Here is a 17,279-nt window from a genome sequence, read left to right as displayed (position 1 = left end):
CAACTAGTTATGATTAAAATTAGTGCTGAAAAAATAACCCAGCAATTAGGATCGCCTTATTATTTGATTTTAGGTAGCGATCCTTATCTGCAACATTATGCACAAACTGAATTACGTAATGCTTTTAAACAAGCTCAATATGACGAACAACTTTCTTTCACAATCAATAGCCAAACAGACTGGTCGGCAATGTATGATAGTTGCCAAGCAATGAATCTATTTTCAAGCAAAACTTTACTCTGTATAGATATTGGTGAAGGTGTGTTAAATGTTTCAGTGGCAACAAAATTAAACACATTATGTGAAATGTTAACCCCTGAGATTGGCTTGATAGTTAGTCTAGTGAAGATTACTAAGACCCAAGAAAATGCATTATGGTACAAAGCTTTATCTGACAAGTTAGTGGTAGTGAATTGTTCAACACCTGAAGCAGCACAATTACCACAATGGATCAAAAGCTATTTACAACAAATGCAAATAGCTATTGAATCTCCAGCGATTGAGCTACTTAGTTATTACTATGAAGGTAATTTGTTGGCATTAACGCAAATTATTGAGCAATTAAATTTACTCTATCCAAATCAAACTATTTCTTATGAACAAGTTGAGTTAAATATTAATGATTCAGCGATATTTACGCCTTTTCATTGGATTGATGCAATGCTTTCCAATAAAGCAAAACGTGCAACACATGTTTTACAACAGCTTAAAATGAATGATTTTGAGCCGTTAATATTGATGCGGATTATTCAACGTGAATTGATTTTGTTGATCAATTTAAAATTAGCTTTAAGCGAGAAATCACCTCGGCAAATTTTTGATGAATATAGAGTCTGGCAAAATAGGAGAACCATGTATAGCGCTTATTTGAATCGTTTTGATATCAAATCGTTATTTGCTCTACTGGCGACATTAACCGATATTGAAATTAGCCTAAAACATAATAATGATTTACCTATTTGGGATGCACTGCTAAGTTTAACTATGCAGTTTATGGGGTTAAATAAGTGTTAACAGCGTTATTTGGTGGAACCTTTGATCCAATCCATTATGGGCATTTACGCCCAGCTTTAGCCTTAGCCAAAGAGTTGGGATTAACTAAAATTAATCTATTACCTAACCGTATTCCGCCTCATAAACCACAACCAGAGGCCAATACAGAGCAACGTTTAGCTATGTTGCAGTTGGCTATAGCGGATTATTCTCTATTTTCAGTTGATACTCGAGAATTAGAACCAAAGCTAATTAATCAGCCCTCTTTTACCATTGATACTCTCAAATCATGGCGTCAACAAAATGGTACTCAGCAAAGTTTAGCTTTTATAATGGGAAAAGATTCTTTGCTTAGTTTACCAACATGGAAAGAGTGGCAAAAATTACTCGATTATTGTCATTTGCTAATATGTAAACGGCCAGGTTATGCTCAAACACCCTGTGATAGCAAGCTACAACAATGGATTAGTCAACACCAAACTCAAGATAGTCAAACATTACATCAATGTCCTAATGGCTATATTTACTTTGCTAATACACCACTTGAAGCAATTTCGGCAACAGAAATCCGGCAAAATATTAATAATCAACAAAGCTGTGAAAAGTTATTATCGCCTAAAGTTTGGCAATATATACATGAAAATAGGCTCTATAATGCAAAGAAATGTTAGAAATGACTTTACATCTGAGAGTTTTTTCGGCATTATTTCGCCGCTATATTTAGATAATTTGAATATAGTTGTTCTATGTTTATACTCAAATCAATCACTTTGTCTAGATCCAAAAATATTTTGGTAATTTAGTTGAGTTTGATTAATTCGCTTTTCTAGTTAATCGTAAAGAAAATGAGAATGATATTTATTAATTTGAGTGTATTTAATTTGTATTTAATATTAAGAGGCCCCAATGGCAAAAGAAGATAACATTGAAATGCAAGGTACTATTCTTGATACTCTTCCAAACACGATGTTTCGTGTTGAACTTGAAAACGGTCATGTTGTTACTGCACACATTTCTGGAAAGATGAGAAAGAACTATATTCGAATTCTAACTGGCGATAAAGTTACGGTAGAAATGACACCTTATGATCTTTCAAAAGCACGTATCATATTCCGTAGTCGTTAATATCGTTATCACGCTTGTTGTTTTACATTATTAACTAATGAGTTGATTAGTTATTTTCTCTTTTTTAATACAATTCCGTCGACTAAAGTCGACGGATGTACAAGTCATAATTTACGTTATTTCCTAATTAATCCATTTGAGAAAAATCCATTTGCTCATACTTTATCCATTTCGTTTTTTTAACGATTTTATAACCGAAGTAAATCGAAAGAAATAATGGAATACCGATGTAAGTGGCAATGACACCGTTCCAATCAATGGTTTCTTGTAAAAATGCTTCGTAATTTTGCCCTAATGTTATCGTCAAACAAAGTATAAAGGCAAAAATAGGACCAAATGGAAAACAACTTGAACGATATGGTAATTTATTGAGATCACGACCTTGCGCTATGTAGCCTTTTCTAAAACGATAATGACTGATAGCAATACCAAGCCAAGCAATAAATCCTGTCATACCTGACATATTAAGTAGCCATAAATAAACTTCCTGATCTTTGTATAGTGAGGTCAAGAAGCAAAGCATAGCAACCAATGTTGTCGCAAATAATGCCATATCAGGTACACCTGATGAAGATAATCGTCCAAAGATCTTCGGCGCTTTACCTTCTTTAGCTAAAGCATATAGCATTCGGGTTGAAGCGTATAAACCTGAGTTACCTGCAGAAAGTACTGAAGTTAAAATAACTGCATTCATAATAGCTGCTGCAGATAATAATCCAGCATGCTGAAAAACTAAAGTAAATGGACTAACACTGATATCAGTTTCATCATTACGTAGTAAGTTAGGATCAGTATATGGAATGATTAAACTAATAACTAAAATTGCAAAAATATAAAATAATAATATTCGCCAAAAGACTTGCTTCATTGCTTTTGGAATATTTTTCTCTGGATCTCTTGATTCTCCTGCAGCGATACCAATTAGTTCAGTACCTTGGAATGAGAAACCAACAACCATCGCAACACCAATCATTGAAGCAAAACCACCAACAAATGGAGCGTCACCAACTTGCCAGTTTTGCCAACCAGCAGTTTCAGCACCTTTTAAAATGCCAATAATCATTAATAAACCAACTACTATAAATAAAATCACAGTGACGACTTTAATTAATGAAAACCAAAATTCTGCTTCACCAAAACCTTTCACAGAAACATAGTTTAAGCAAAAGATAATACTTAGGAATAATAGGCTCCATAACCAACTATAAGCCCCAGCATCGAACCAATAGGAGATCACCAATTGAGCAGCAACTAAGTCAACAGCAACCGTTATTGCCCAGTTATACCAATAGTTCCAGCCAATAGCGAAACCAAATGCTTCATCTACATAGCGTGCCCCATAGGTCGCAAAAGTGCCAGAAACCGGAAGATAAGCAGCAAGCTCCCCCAAACTAGTCATTAAAAAGTAGACCATTATGCCGATAATGGCATAAGAAAGCAGTGCACCACCAGGACCAGCTTGTGCAACAGTAGCGCCTGAAGCGACAAATAACCCAGTTCCGATGGAGCCACCAATGGCTATCATCGCTAAATGACGGGCTTTTAAATCACGCTTTAATTTATCATTCATATTAATTTTCTTCTTGTTAAACAGATTCTAAATATATTTAGTTACTACCTTATGCTTAATATCTAGGTTAGTAACTGATTTAAAATAATTTATTACGATATTTATCATTAGCTGATAAATTGTGATGAAGTGTATCAAAAAAAATTATATGCGAGATAAATAATTCTAATAATCCGTCTGATATGTTAAATATTAGCAATACTTAGCTGCTAGTTAACTGTTCTAATTGAGTTAAATAATCCATCGCTTGATCACGATTTGTTCCACACATTTCAAAACAAGGTTTTAAACGACCACAGACTAGAGGTCTATTAGTATTACCAAATAATTTACACTGAAAATTCTCGTCTAAATGAAAACAGGCAATTCCGGCTGGTTTTCCATTCGGCATACTAGGTATAGCAGATGAAATTGATGGCGCAATACAACATGCACCACAGTTTTTACGGCATTTGAATGAATCAGTCATTAGTTTAGAGGAATTTGTCGTTGTTTTATAAAATTTATTGGAGACAATAGCAACTTAAGGGTAAAATAGCGAGCTAAATTTTTAACTCTATTAAACATGAAGAAAGTATTATGGCTAAAGCAAATGAAATAAAACGTGGTGATGCAGTCACCTACAATGGCAAACTATTATTAGTGAAAGAGATTGATGTTCAAAGTCCTAGTGCGCGTGGAGCAAGCACCCTTTATAAAATGCGTTTTACCGATGTGAAATCTGGTGGCAAAGTTGAGGAACGTTTTAAAGGAGATGATATTTTAGATACTATCGAACTATTTCGACGTCCGGTAAGCTTTTCTTATATCGATGGTGACGAATATGTATTTATGGATAATGAAGACTATACGCCATTTATTTTTAAGAAAGATCAAATTGAAGAAGAACTACTATTTATTCCTGATGGTGGAATGGATGGTATTCAGGTGTTAATGGCTGAAAGTGAAGTTGTTGCTTTAGAACTGCCACAAACAGTTGAACTAGAAATTATTGAAACTTCACCAAGTATCAAAGGTGCTTCAGCAAGTGCACGAACAAAGCCTGCAACACTATCAACCGGTCTTGTCATTCAAGTACCAGAATATATTGATAACCACGAAAGAGTTAAAATTCATATCGCAGAACGCCGATATATGAGTCGAGCGGAATAATCTATTAAATCGTGATGAATACATATAACCAAAATAAATTACATAAACGATTGCGACGTCTTACTGGTGAAGCTATCGCTGACTTTAACATGATCGAGGAAGGCGATCGTATAATGGTCTGCTTATCAGGCGGTAAAGACAGTTATACATTGCTGGATATTCTTATTAATTTAAAAATCAGCGCACCAGTACAATTTGAATTAGTCGCAGTTAATTTAGACCAAAAACAACCTGGTTTTCCTGAGCATGTCTTACCTGAATATCTTGAGTCATTAGGTATTGAATATAAAATTGTCCAAGAAAATACTTATGGAATTGTCAAAGAAAAAATTCCAGAAGGTAAAACAACCTGTTCTCTCTGTTCTAGACTTCGACGTGGTATTTTATATCGTACAGCAACTGAACTTGGTGCAACAAAAATAGCTCTAGGACATCACCGAGATGACATTTTAGAAACACTATTTTTAAACATGTTTTATGGAGGCAAACTTAAAGCCATGCCACCTAAATTGATGAATGATTCAGGTGAACACATTATTATTCGACCTCTTGCATATTGTAAAGAAAAAGACATTACAAAATATGCTGAAATAAAACAATTTCCTATCATTCCATGTAATCTTTGTGGCTCACAACCTAATTTGCAACGGCAAGTAATCAAAGAAATGCTAAATGATTGGGATAAAAAATTTCCTGGTCGTATCGAAACCATGTTTCGCGCTACACAAAATATTACTCTTTCTCATTTATGCGATACCAATCTTTACGATTTTAAAGGGATTAAGAAAGGTGATATTGATATCAATGGTGGCGATTTAGCCTTTGACCGTGAAGAATTACCCCCTACAGTCGGATTTGATGCGTCAGAACTCGACGAACAGGATCTAATTCTATGGAAAGAGGCTAACTAAAATTACCCTCCAGCATCTAAACTCTTTTATTATCGGCGATAAACAATATCGTCGATAATTATTTAATATTAAAACAATAACCTATTTTATAGAAACTTTGATCCTGCTCACGAATTAACAAAAAAAATACCATTTTTGTTGTGGTTATTATGACATTAAAATAAAATTGAAACGTTCCAATTTTTGCTAACATAATGCTAAAACTAGCATAAAAACAATCTAATTATAGATAGGAGAACAATGTGAAACTACAGTTTTTGGGTACTGCCGCTTCTGAAGGTATCCCAAATCCTTTTTGTAAATGTGAAATTTGTGAAAAATCTCGCCAACAAAAAGGTAAAAATATAAGAACTCGAAGTTCGATTCTTATTGATGATATTATACAAATTGATTTTGCCCCTGAATATAGCTATCAAGTAATGAGAGAAAACATTGACGTTACTAAAATAAAGGACTTATTGTTTACTCATACTCACCCTGACCATTTTAATGTTGGCGATCTGTTTAGTCGTATGGTGGACTATGGATTTAATATCGACCATCCGCTGTATATTTATGGCAATGATATTGCAATAAATGGTTGCTTAAATGTTTTACCTGGATATAGTCCTGAGCGTTTTGTATTTAATTTAGTGGTTCCATTTCAAACTGTTGTGACATCAGCTGGTTATACCGTTACTGCTTTGTTGGCTAATCATGCTAAATGGGAATTTTGTTTTATTTATTTAATCGAGAAAGATGGTAAAACCTTACTCCACGGACATGATTCGGGTTATTTTCCTGAGCTAACTTGGCAATGGTTGAAAAATAGCGGTAAAAAAATTGATATGGCAATTTTCGAGTGTACTTACGGCTATAAACAAAATGATAAAACCAATAATCACATGAGTATTGAAACTGTTATTGCAGCTCAAAAACGCATGTTAGAAGAAGGTATTTTTGATTCCAATACTCAACTTATCACTTCTCATCACTCCCATAGTAGTGGCTTCATGCATGATGAATTAGTTGAAATATTTAAACCTTATAATATTCAAGTGGCCTATGATGGCTTAACGAAGACGATTTAATACGGAGCAATATATGTTTAAAATACCACGTTTACTGGTAATGATGTTTTTACAATATTTTGTGCAAGGTGCATGGAATATGGTTATCGGCGCAGTACTTGCAGCTTATGGATTGAAAGAAATTGTTGGTTCTACTTATTCAGTTTTAGGAATTGCAACCATCATTTCGCCACTTTTTATTGGTATGATTGCTGATAGATTCATCGCATCTCAAAAAGTGATGGGGATATTACACATTCTTAATGCCGGTGTTTTATTTATCATTCCTAACTTTGTTGAAAGTGGCAATATTGTCGGCTTTTTAATAATGATATTTATTGTTGGTTTATTATTCTATCCAACAACGGCTTTAGCAAATAGCGTAAGCTTTAGGCATATAGATGGTGTGCGTTGGTTCCCAATTATTCGTGTATTTGGTACTATCGGCTTTATGATAGTAGGATTAATTCTTGGCTACACTGGTTTTTCAAGTTCAATCAATTCATTTTTACTTGCTTCTGGAGCTTCTGTGGTTTACGGCATTTATTGTTTCACTTTACCAAATACGCCACCAACCAGTCGAAATAAAAAATTCTCAATTCGAGATGCCATGTGTTTAGATGCCTTATCTCTTTTTAAAGATAAATATTTCACTATATTCATGCTTTCTACCTTTATCTTAATGATCACTAAAACTGCATATAGTGCTTATTTACCCGTTTATTTGCCTGTATTAGGATTAGAACCAGCATCAATGATGCAAATTGCTATTGCTACAGAAGTGCTATTTATGTTCCTTTTATCTTTCCTACTAGGTCGCTTTGGGTTTAAAAAGATCATCTTATTCGGTGCAATTTGTTGGATAATTCGTAGTATGATGCTATCGTTAGCCGCAACGTCAGACGGTAATATGTTCTTCTATATTATTGGCACTTTATTGTTACAAGGTATTTGTTGGGATTTCTTCTTTACCGCGGGCGATATTTATGTTGATAAAAAAGCTGGCCCAGAAATCAAAGCTCAGGCTCAAGGCTTACGTTTTATTGTTTCTAATGGCTTTGGTGTATTTATGGCGGCATCGGTATGTGGATTTATCAATAATCGTGTTGTTACTGAAAAAACATTACCTAATGCTGGACCTCAATGGCAAGAGTTTTGGATCTATCCAGCTGTAGTTGCAGCAATTGTTGCGGTAGGTTTCTGGTACTTCTTTAGAGACAAAGATGTCATCATGACACCTAAAAAAGTAGAATCAGAATAATCCATTCACAGTTAACGATAAAAAGTTACGTAAACTATGGCTAATAATTATTTATTAGCCATAGTTTTTTCTATCTCAACATTAATCAACCCTATGATTTGCATTGAACTATATTGATTAGTTATCCACTGTGTTAAATATTTGCCAATAATGTTTTCAATCAATCTTAAATTAATCGCATTACCAGTCATACTATTTTCCCGAATACCATTAGTGTATTGTTGTTGTACCACTGGTAACCATGGATAACTCTTAATAATTCTATGATTTTGAAAAATAGATTTTTGTGCCGTGGCGCCACCAAGTAATGCTATTTGTTCACTGATTTCATTAGAATAAAGCCAATCAAAAAAGATTTTAACTTGTTTATCTTTTTGACTATATTTCGACATACCAAGTGATCCACCACCAAATAAAGATTTTCGACCAGGTACTTTTGCATATCCAACTAAAGGTAAAATATTACGATGATTGATATAACTAAATAAATTCATATAAACAATTAACATTGCAAGTTGGCCTTGTTCAAATAAATTTACTGATTCTTGCCACCAAGGTGATTGTATATTTCTTGCTACCTTTATAAATGATTGCAACTGATTTAAAGTATTAAGAGCAATAGTCTTGTTTAAGCCTAATTTATTGCCATTAATTAATTTACCACCTTGAGCATAATAACGAACTAAAAACTCTGATGCAATGAGTTCATAATTGCCTAAAGTAATGCAACTGCCAAATTCTACTTGTGATTCAGGATTGTGTTGTCGACTAAAAAATTGTGCAATTTGATCAAATTCAGTAAAATTTTTAGGAACATTTAGTTGTTGTCGATACCTTTCAAAATAAGCTCGTTTACTTAATGGGTCATTAAATAAATCTTTACGATAAAAAAGCATCTGTACACTTGGGTCAAAAGGAATCGCATAAGCAATATTATTTACATAACTAAAGCGTTCGATGAGTTCTAGTGGGTATTTTGCCAATAAATGATCGAAGTCGATTGCTAATTTTGATAAAGGTTTAAATACTGACGGTGCAAACCAAGGTAATCCAGCCATATCTATTCGAATAATATCGATCTCTTGATGCTGATTAAGTTGATTCAAAATATGATATATTTCGTCGAAGGGCTTAATAATTAAATTAACATTAATACCATACATTTTCTTAAAATGAGGGAGTAATTTTTTGACCGCTTGTGTTGATGGACTTGGTAAGATTAGAAAATTAATGGTTTCATTATGTTTAGTTTTATTTGCTGAATTTGAATCAGGTAATAATGAAAAGCCTTTATTATCGATATTGGTTACAGTTTCTCCCTCTACCAATTTCATAATTTGTTCACTTAATATGCCATAGTTCATATGGTATTGATAGATATTGTCTTCATAATAAAAACTATTGTTCGTTAAAGTATAAATTGGTGGGCAGTCTTGTTGACTACCAAAATAATTCGCATTACGGACGAAATGAGCCCGCTCCATATCCATGGTAATAATGGCATCATACTTTGTCTGTTCATCGGCAAAAAAACTAAATGCTAAATTATAAGTACCGTTAGATGGCTTGGAAGCTATATTATTCAATAGGACTGAATAATTATGTTTTTTAAACTGGCTTTGTAAACCTTTTTTAAAGGATTGAGAATGAGTATGATGTTCTGAATTACTAAATAATCCAATTCGATGATACGATTCGTTGATCAACTCATTAGCAATGTCTTGCCCAGCTTTCTCATAATCTAGTGAAATAAATTGTAATGCAGATGAAGGTTTTCTATAAACAAAAATTATTTTCTCTTTTGGCAACTTAATTTTTTGATAATATTCACTAGCGTCAGATAATGAGCTAACAACTATAACAGCATAATCTCGTTTAACAGCCACCTTTTGAATTAATTGTAACTCAAGATCTTTTGAATCATAGGTTAGATAAAGTGACAACTCATAACCAAGCCGATTAGCTTGATTAAACAAACCATCATATAAATTACTATATTGTTCAGACGTAATATTGGGTAGTATGACCGAAATAGATTTAGTTGTACCTTCTTTTAAATTTTTAGCAGATAAATTAATTTGATAACCTAACCGTTGAATGGCTTGTTCAACCAATTTAATTTTTTTTACACTAACATTACCTCGATCATTAAGTACGTTTGAAACAGTTCCATGAGATACGCCGGCAAGTTTTGCAATATCTTTGATTGTCGCCATTAAGTTATAGACTCCATTAAATTTATTCAGCAATCAAATCGAAATTATTGATCAATAATAAAAATATTTTAGTGATTGGCTAAATACTATTTAAGCCATTTTAACCAACTTTGATTCACAATCTGTTTTTCTAATTTGAAGTATGAATCATCAACTGTACTCGGTAAAAGTTGTAATGATAATTGATGGATTTCATTGCGCATATCAATATAAGCTTTAGTTAACTGTTCAGCTTCTTGGCTATCCATGATTTGATAATTTGCCGCTAATTCTAAAATCCTTACGTTATCACTCCATGTTGTCATTTTAGGATATTGATGAGCATAGTTAAGTACCAGATATTGGGATAAGAATTCAATATCACCAATGCCACCTTCATCAATTTTCAAATTAAATCGATGTTGCTCAGTTGTACCTAAATGGGTCCGCATCTTTTCGCGCATCTCTCTAACTTCGGTTTTTAATACCTTTTCTTCACGAGGTTTACATAAAACATCATGCCTAATTTGGTTGAAGCGTTTAATCAGTTCTATCTCACCATATACAGCTCTAGCTCGGACTAATGCTTGGTGTTCCCATGTCCAAGCTTCATGCATTTGATAGTCATAAAAAGCATTTAAACTACAAGCTAATAAACCTGCATCACCTTGTGGACGTAAACGAACATCAACTTCATAAAGAATTCCAAAGCTGGTGCGAACATTGAAGAGATGAATAATCCTTTGTACTAATCGTAAATAAAATTGGCGACTATCAATTTGTTTATCACCATTAGTTATACTATCTACAGGGCAATCATGAAGAAATACCAGATCTAAATCTGAACCATAACCCAATTCCCAACCACCTAATTTGCCATAAGCGATAATAACCAATCCTTTTTGATTGTCAGTTAAATGTGTAGGTTTACCATAACGTGCGACCATTTGATTCCATGCCATTTGTACAACAAAATCAATTAGTGATTCTGCAACATAGGTCAAATGATCGCTTACCTTCATAGTATTTAATACCTGCTCAACATCGGCAGCCGCTATATGCAATAATTGCATTTGCTTAAATTGTCTTAGTGCTTCAAGTTGTTGTTCTTCATCATCAACCTCAATACGAAGTAAGTATTGATACAGTTCACTCTTATATTCATTTGGTGAAACAGTTTGATAAAGGGAGTTAATATCTATTAGTTCATCTAACAAAATTGGATAATGAGCTAGTTGCTCACTAATCATTGGCGAGGCACTACATAAACGAATTAACTGCTTCAATGCTGTTGGATATTCAAGGAGTAATTCTAAATAAGTTGTTCGGCTAACAATATTAACTAATAAATGTAAGATTCGTGATAATAGTACTAATGTGTTTTTATCAGTACAAACCAACTCCAATAATCGTGGCATCAATTGGTCAAGTATTTCACGACCTCGTACTCCAATTGTCCGTTTACCTATATCATCACGAAACTGACAAAGCATTTGATATAATTTTTCAGCATCATCATGTGAGTAAGAAGTCAGTACTGATGTAACATCACTTAATTGCAAATCTGGCACCCAAAGATCATCAAATTGTTCATTGTATTGCTTAGAATTAGATACTGATTCAGATGTATCTTCACCGATAAGTTGATTAAATACTTGTCGATTTAATTGCATTCTTTTAACAAGATCAGATTCAAATTCATACCAATCATTAAAGTTCATACTAGTGGCAATACGAATTCGATCCAGCTCATCGTCTGGTAATGCTTGTGTTTGCTCATCATGTATAGCTTGAAGTAAATTCTCACAACGACGTAAAAACAAATAATTTTCTCGCAAAGTGTCTACTTCATTCACGCTAAGTAACGATTCTTGTTCTATTACTTGTAAGGCGGTTAATAAAGAGCGAGTTTGTAGGCCCACGACGCGCCCACCACGTATAAGTTGAAAAACTTGTACAATAAATTCAATTTCACGAATACCACCAGCACCAAGTTTGATATTGTTAGTCAAGCCTCGACGCCGAACTTCACGCTCGATCATGCTTTTCATATTTCGTAATGACTGCAATACACTGAAATCAATATAACGGCGGTAAACAAATGGTTTTAACATTTGGTAAAGCTCTTTGGTGTAGGGTTCTTGCTGATCACCAAGTATTTTTGCTTTTACCATAGCATAACGTTCCCAGTCTCTTCCCTGCTCTTGATAATAATCTTCCATAGCAGAAAAACTTAAAACCAACGGACCGCCATCACCAAGCGGACGTAAACGCATATCAACGCGGTAGACAAAACCATCTTCAGTAATTTGGTCTAGTGTTTTAATTAATCGTTGCCCTAAACGAGTAAAAAACACAGCATTATCTAATTCTCGTCTCCCACCTTGAGTTTGTCCATGTTCAGGGTAGGTAAAGATAAGATCAATATCTGATGAAAAATTCAGTTCACCACCACCTAATTTTCCCATGCCTAAAATAAGTAAAGGTTGTGCTTGCCCTTGTAAATTACATGGCGTTCCCCATTCTTTACAACTAAGCTCATAAAGCCAATCACGTGCGGTGATAATAATCACTTCAGCTAGCTGCGTAAGTTGTAATAAAATTTGCTCATCATTACTTGTTTGGGTTAATTGTGACCATTCAAGCCTTACCAGAATATAGCGCCTAAATAATCTTAATACTTTCATTAGCGCTAATTCATCAAATACTGATGCTAGTCTTTCATTTAACCATTGTTGATAGAAACATCTTTCATCAGCTTGAGGGGGATGAGTAATAATATCTGTCAGCCACTCGGGAAATCGATAAAAAGCATCAATCAGAAAATCACTTTGTAGCAAAATATTAAGGTTATCAAGTACTTCTTTTGAATCACATTGTGACAATTGAGATATAATCTTTTCTTTTTGCTGAGCAATTAATGGTGAAACTAACGAGCTTGGCTGGGACATAATAAGCACTCACTTAAAATATTTTATATTGATAAAATCACCTAATTAAATATTATAAATGACTTTTTACATACCGATATCTTTTTATTGAACTATATTGTAAAAAATCATATCAATTGTTTTCATGCAATGAGTTAATTAGTTAATAAGCATGGTTAATATGAATAGGGTACAATCAATTTAGAGTAATAATATTTATTCTAAAAAAATAATTTAACCAATTAATTAAAATAAAAAAAGTGACTGTATTTGCAAGTCACTTTATATTAGTAAATAATTTTTGTGTTAACAAATAAACAACAATTCATTATGAGAAGCTATATCGGTACCCCATGTTAACTTGTTTTTGATCAAATTTATTGCCCAGAGAATAAACCACATCAGCATAAATATTATGATGATTATTAAATTGCATATTAACACCAATCCCGTTATCCCACCAATTGCCAGCAAAATCATATTTTTCTTTTGCTGTATGGTTAAATACATAAGATGTTTGGCCAGCAAACTCTTTCACATAGCCTGTTTTTAGATATACATCAATAATGTTATTATCTTGTGAAAAGTTGTTACCTAAGATAATGCTTGCTCGACTATGTAATGAATTGTAACTGTTTAATTCGGTTCTTAAACCATTAGTTGCTTTAATTACCGTGCTACCCTGACGGGAATAGGTTAGTTGTGTTTGTGGTTCAATATACCAACCTTGATTTGAATTCAATGCTGGAGAAAGGTAGAATCGTTGCCCAACTTCTATTCCTATTGAAACACCATTAGTATTGCCATCACCTTTTACTAAATATCCACCTCCAGTAGTTGTATTAAATTTATTCTTCATTATCATATACTTGGCTAAAGCATCGATATACAATCCAGATTGATCTAGAATGGTACCATAGATTGCTGCATAGTAGCCTGTTGTGTTTCCATCACCTACATGATGATCGATATTTCCTCGACTGTAACCGCCCATAAATCCATAATATACATCCTGTCTGTTATCTTCTATTCTTCGATCTATACCGAGCTGTAAACCATAATAATTCATAGCAAAATCAGACAAACGATTATCATTAAACGAGCTTAATTTACCACTATAAATATGCCCCCAAGCATCTCCAGCAACTGTTTCATTTCTGCGAAGTTTTCCCATTCGTTGATGTAAAGTTTGCGTTTCTATGTAACTGAGCAAATAATTTGAATTAAGAATATTAGCTGCATTTTGAGCAGTATTTGTTAAATGAGGCTTACTTGGTTTTATAGGATTAGCTGATTCCGAATTTGTTGCTGACAATACCCAATCTTCTGAGCCATTATTACGTTCGTTAGTAACTTTAGTTAATTTATTAAATTGATACGGACCAATATCAATTGATGGGGAAATTAAGTTAAACTTAGCGCCACCACCTTCAGTTTCAACTAAAGTCATTTTTTCATTACCATTAACCATCGCGGAACCAGTATAATCATCTTTAATTGAAATATTATGCTCCCCTGTCGCTTGCAAAGATCCGGTAATTTTAATTAAATCATTAGCAAAATTATTGCCTAATGATGTCCGTAATTCAAATAATCCATTGCCAGATAATGAGTTTGCGGTTAAAAGCATGCTATTTGAACCGTTAAGATTGTTGATCCTATTTGGTGTTTCATAATCGTAACCAAAACTAATTTTAGCATTATTATTTAATATTAAAGAATCAATATATGAACTATCTGTCATTCGCCATTGGTTTTGACTACCTGTCATTGTAACATTGATATTACCTTTTTCTTCAGGAGTTTCATTGAGCGCATTATTGATCGCAGTCAATAAAAGCGAACCATCAGTTAAATCAAGATCTATTTGCCCTTTATCTTTAGCATAAATATCCCCTTTTATATACGATTTTCCTTGAACAGTTACTTGTCCTGTATTCGCATATATGGCTTTATGGCTGTTATGATTAACCGAGACAATGTTATTAGTATTTGTACCACTATTGATAGATATTTTACCGGCACTTTGTTCCATTTCAATCGCGTTTCCATTGGCAGTTATTACATCTAATCCATTATTAAAATTAATAACACTGTCAGCATTTGGATTTGCTCCAACTTGTTCTTGTGCTGAAACTCCAACGGAGTTAGCCCCAGTCATATTAATCGTTACTTTATCATTAAAGTTTAAATTTATACCAATCGCATTAGGATTATTATTGAGTAGAGATAAAATACCATAACTACTATCTCCTATGGACTGAATAATTACTTCACCATCAAAGTTCCCATCAGTCTTAATTGTGTTTGAACCATTGTAGGCTCGAATTCCAATAAAACTATGATTTGCTACACCGGTACCATCTATTATTACTTTTTTTGCAAAATTACCTTTACCACCACTGGCTAAATAAATTCCAGTACCATCTTGAACATTTAAGCGAATATCACTTAAAACATCAACTTTTCCACCAGAATGAGCATGGATATTAAATGCGCTATTATAGTTACCCGTTCCATTAGTTTGGATAACAAACTCATCTAATCCACTATCAATAGTTATTTTTTTACCAGCAACTTGCGACTTAATAGCTGATATTTTATTTTTTGCTAAATTGATATGTGGTAGTGAACTATCTGTTAAATTCTGAATAACAATATCATCAGTTGTAACTGCAATACCTTTTTCAGTGTATTCCCCAATATTATTAGCATCAATGATGGTTAAGGCATTTGAAAAATTAGAGGTGATTAGACAAGTCCCGAATGTTAATTTGACCAATAGGTTAATTTTATTTGAATTACTATTAAGCACAAAACCTCCATATTTATTATAATTTCTATTCATTAGATTATTAAACTCAATGTGCACAATAAAAAACTAATTAATTGTTATACTTGAATTTTAAGATAATGATAAAATAACAAAAATAGATCATGAATGTCTATGCTAATTGCTTGATTATATGAGTGAATAGCGTTTTTTTGTACTAAAACGAAAAAAATGGCGAATCTTAATGAAATATAACCTAAATTTTGGTTATTTATCATCAGATTGATATAGGTTTACTTTGAGAGGGAAAAAGTCAAACAAATTTATTCTATTATAGAATCTTAATTTTCCTTTTTTGAATCAAAAAAAAGTTTTGCCATAGTTCTAACCATTAGGCTACTTACAATAAATAACATCACTATTATTACCCAACAACAGGTAATCAATGTTGGAGTATTAGGTAAACTATAATATATTTGTAAAAGTTCAAACATTCGGATACAAATAAAAATAATAAATACAAGCAATATACAGTTTAAGATAAAGGTACTTAGTGAACTAATAATTAGCCTTGTTAGGTTTAAACTTTCTGTTACCCCTTTAAAGCATCTTCTTAACAAAAAATAACCCAGCAAATTAGTAATTAATAAAAATATAATCAAAATACCTAATTCTATAATAATGCTATATGAACTGTAATCAATATATCTATCAAGCACAAAAAATGAAATAAATAAAGTGATAAAGTAACAATTATAAAGTGAAATAAATACGCCAAGATGTAACTTTTGACTTTCAATTTGCGTTAATCCACTATCATTATGTATATATTTGTAATTAAGAAATTTAACACTAAAAAAAGTTAAAATTGTTATGAAAAGATAACTCATCACTACTTTTGTACAGTTAAATATGTCGATTATAGAAATAAAATATATATCTATACCTGCATATTGCTGTTCAATAAACATCCACTTATTAATATAAGTCCGATAAAACCATCTTCCTACTATTTCACTCAAGACAATTAATATGGCTATAATGAAAGTATTAATAATATTTTTTCGATTGATTATATTAATATAATATTTATTCAATAAAACGATGGCAACAATAAAAAGTATAATTGAATTCGGTAACTGTAAATAGAAGTTAACTGAAAGTCGTTGAATAATTCCTTTACTTATCTGAAAAAATGTCAAATCAGATGCAGTAAAATAATTATTAATTACAATGAAATAGGCTGTAAACAAAACAATATTTACAAGCCAATAAAATAAAACAAATAATAAAGGTAATTTGAATAACGTTTTTTTCATT

General features: G+C 32.6%; 13 protein-coding genes. 7 read left to right on the top strand and 6 right to left on the bottom strand.

What is annotated here, in order from left to right; all coding sequences use genetic code 11:
* The first annotated feature begins 9 nt into the window (after positions 1–9).
* From holA to infA, 3 genes are all read left to right on the top strand, one after another.
* Positions 10–1,014, top strand: a complete 1,005-nt coding sequence (gene holA, locus H3S74_RS01240; protein WP_198247003.1) for a DNA polymerase III subunit delta — start codon at positions 10–12, stop codon at positions 1,012–1,014.
* A complete protein-coding gene (nadD, locus tag H3S74_RS01235) occupies positions 1,008–1,664 on the top strand; it encodes a nicotinate-nucleotide adenylyltransferase (protein ID WP_198247002.1) in 657 nt (218 codons plus the stop codon). Before holA ends, nadD begins: the two co-directional genes overlap by 7 nt.
* A gap of 235 nt (positions 1,665–1,899) precedes the next feature.
* Positions 1,900–2,118: a translation initiation factor IF-1 gene (gene infA, locus H3S74_RS01230; protein WP_025315083.1), complete on the top strand. Its 219-nt coding sequence runs from the start codon at positions 1,900–1,902 to the stop codon at positions 2,116–2,118.
* A gap of 127 nt (positions 2,119–2,245) precedes the next feature.
* On the opposite strand, the gene H3S74_RS01225 is transcribed toward infA, so the two are convergent.
* Complete coding sequence (locus H3S74_RS01225) at positions 2,246–3,712, bottom strand: amino acid permease (RefSeq protein WP_255518843.1); 1,467 nt, start codon at positions 3,710–3,712, stop codon at positions 2,246–2,248.
* Positions 3,713–3,890: 178 nt separating this feature from the next.
* Positions 3,891–4,157 (bottom strand): YkgJ family cysteine cluster protein, encoded by a 267-nt coding sequence (locus H3S74_RS01220; RefSeq protein ID WP_086359767.1) that lies wholly within the window; start codon positions 4,155–4,157, stop codon positions 3,891–3,893.
* 110 nt (positions 4,158–4,267) lie between these two features.
* Here H3S74_RS01220 and yeiP point away from each other — a divergent pair, with 110 nt between their 5' ends.
* The 4 genes from yeiP to H3S74_RS01200 all read left to right on the top strand — a co-directional run bounded on the left by yeiP (position 4,268) and on the right by H3S74_RS01200 (position 8,061).
* The gene (gene yeiP / locus H3S74_RS01215) at positions 4,268–4,840 is read left to right on the top strand and encodes an elongation factor P-like protein YeiP (protein WP_086359766.1); all 573 of its coding nucleotides are present in this window, start codon (positions 4,268–4,270) and stop codon (positions 4,838–4,840) included.
* 14 nt (positions 4,841–4,854) lie between these two features.
* Positions 4,855–5,751 (top strand): tRNA 2-thiocytidine(32) synthetase TtcA, encoded by an 897-nt coding sequence (ttcA, locus tag H3S74_RS01210; protein WP_198247289.1) that lies wholly within the window; start codon positions 4,855–4,857, stop codon positions 5,749–5,751.
* 242 nt (positions 5,752–5,993) lie between these two features.
* Positions 5,994–6,821: an MBL fold metallo-hydrolase gene (locus tag H3S74_RS01205; RefSeq protein WP_198247001.1), complete on the top strand. Its 828-nt coding sequence runs from the start codon at positions 5,994–5,996 to the stop codon at positions 6,819–6,821.
* Between the two features lie 13 nt (positions 6,822–6,834).
* Positions 6,835–8,061, top strand: coding sequence for an MFS transporter (locus tag H3S74_RS01200; RefSeq protein ID WP_086359763.1), 1,227 nt, complete (start codon positions 6,835–6,837; stop codon positions 8,059–8,061).
* A gap of 47 nt (positions 8,062–8,108) precedes the next feature.
* On the opposite strand, the gene H3S74_RS01195 is transcribed toward H3S74_RS01200, so the two are convergent.
* The 4 genes from H3S74_RS01195 to H3S74_RS01180 all read right to left on the bottom strand — a co-directional run bounded on the left by H3S74_RS01195 (position 8,109) and on the right by H3S74_RS01180 (position 17,278).
* Positions 8,109–10,277 carry an extracellular solute-binding protein gene (locus tag H3S74_RS01195; protein WP_198247000.1) on the bottom strand — a complete coding sequence of 723 codons (2,169 nt, stop codon included), beginning with the start codon at positions 10,275–10,277 and terminating at the stop codon, positions 8,109–8,111.
* A gap of 86 nt (positions 10,278–10,363) precedes the next feature.
* Positions 10,364–13,207, bottom strand: coding sequence for a bifunctional [glutamate--ammonia ligase]-adenylyl-L-tyrosine phosphorylase/[glutamate--ammonia-ligase] adenylyltransferase (gene glnE, locus H3S74_RS01190; protein WP_198246999.1), 2,844 nt, complete (start codon positions 13,205–13,207; stop codon positions 10,364–10,366).
* 307 nt (positions 13,208–13,514) lie between these two features.
* Entirely contained in the window at positions 13,515–16,001 is a 2,487-nt protein-coding gene (locus tag H3S74_RS12630; protein WP_198246998.1) for an autotransporter outer membrane beta-barrel domain-containing protein, read from the bottom strand.
* Between the two features lie 299 nt (positions 16,002–16,300).
* On the bottom strand, positions 16,301–17,278 hold the full coding sequence (locus H3S74_RS01180) for a hypothetical protein (protein ID WP_198246997.1): 978 nt from the start codon (positions 17,276–17,278) through the stop codon (positions 16,301–16,303).
* Between the last annotated feature and the right edge of the window lies 1 nt (position 17,279).

Source organism: Gilliamella sp. W8126, from assembly GCF_016102185.1.
GTDB classification, from domain to species: domain Bacteria; phylum Pseudomonadota; class Gammaproteobacteria; order Enterobacterales; family Orbaceae; genus Gilliamella; species Gilliamella apis_A.
Note: the sequence above shows the minus strand (reverse complement) of the source record. Positions and strands in the feature narration are given on the sequence as shown.

Bases quoted from the DNA above. Each gene is read 5' to 3' on its own strand.
- holA (WP_198247003.1), top strand. From the start codon at position 10: ATGATTAAAATTAGTGCTGAAAAAATAACCCAGCAATTAGGATCGCCT.
- infA (WP_025315083.1), top strand. From the start codon at position 1,900: ATGGCAAAAGAAGATAACATTGAAATGCAAGGTACTATTCTTGATACT.
- H3S74_RS01220 (WP_086359767.1), bottom strand. From the start codon at position 4,157: ATGACTGATTCATTCAAATGCCGTAAAAACTGTGGTGCATGTTGTATT.
- yeiP (WP_086359766.1), top strand. From the start codon at position 4,268: ATGGCTAAAGCAAATGAAATAAAACGTGGTGATGCAGTCACCTACAAT.
- ttcA (WP_198247289.1), top strand. From the start codon at position 4,855: ATGAATACATATAACCAAAATAAATTACATAAACGATTGCGACGTCTT.
- H3S74_RS01200 (WP_086359763.1), top strand. From the start codon at position 6,835: ATGTTTAAAATACCACGTTTACTGGTAATGATGTTTTTACAATATTTT.
- H3S74_RS01195 (WP_198247000.1), bottom strand. From the start codon at position 10,277: ATGGCGACAATCAAAGATATTGCAAAACTTGCCGGCGTATCTCATGGA.
- glnE (WP_198246999.1), bottom strand. From the start codon at position 13,207: ATGTCCCAGCCAAGCTCGTTAGTTTCACCATTAATTGCTCAGCAAAAA.
- H3S74_RS01180 (WP_198246997.1), bottom strand. From the start codon at position 17,278: ATGAAAAAAACGTTATTCAAATTACCTTTATTATTTGTTTTATTTTAT.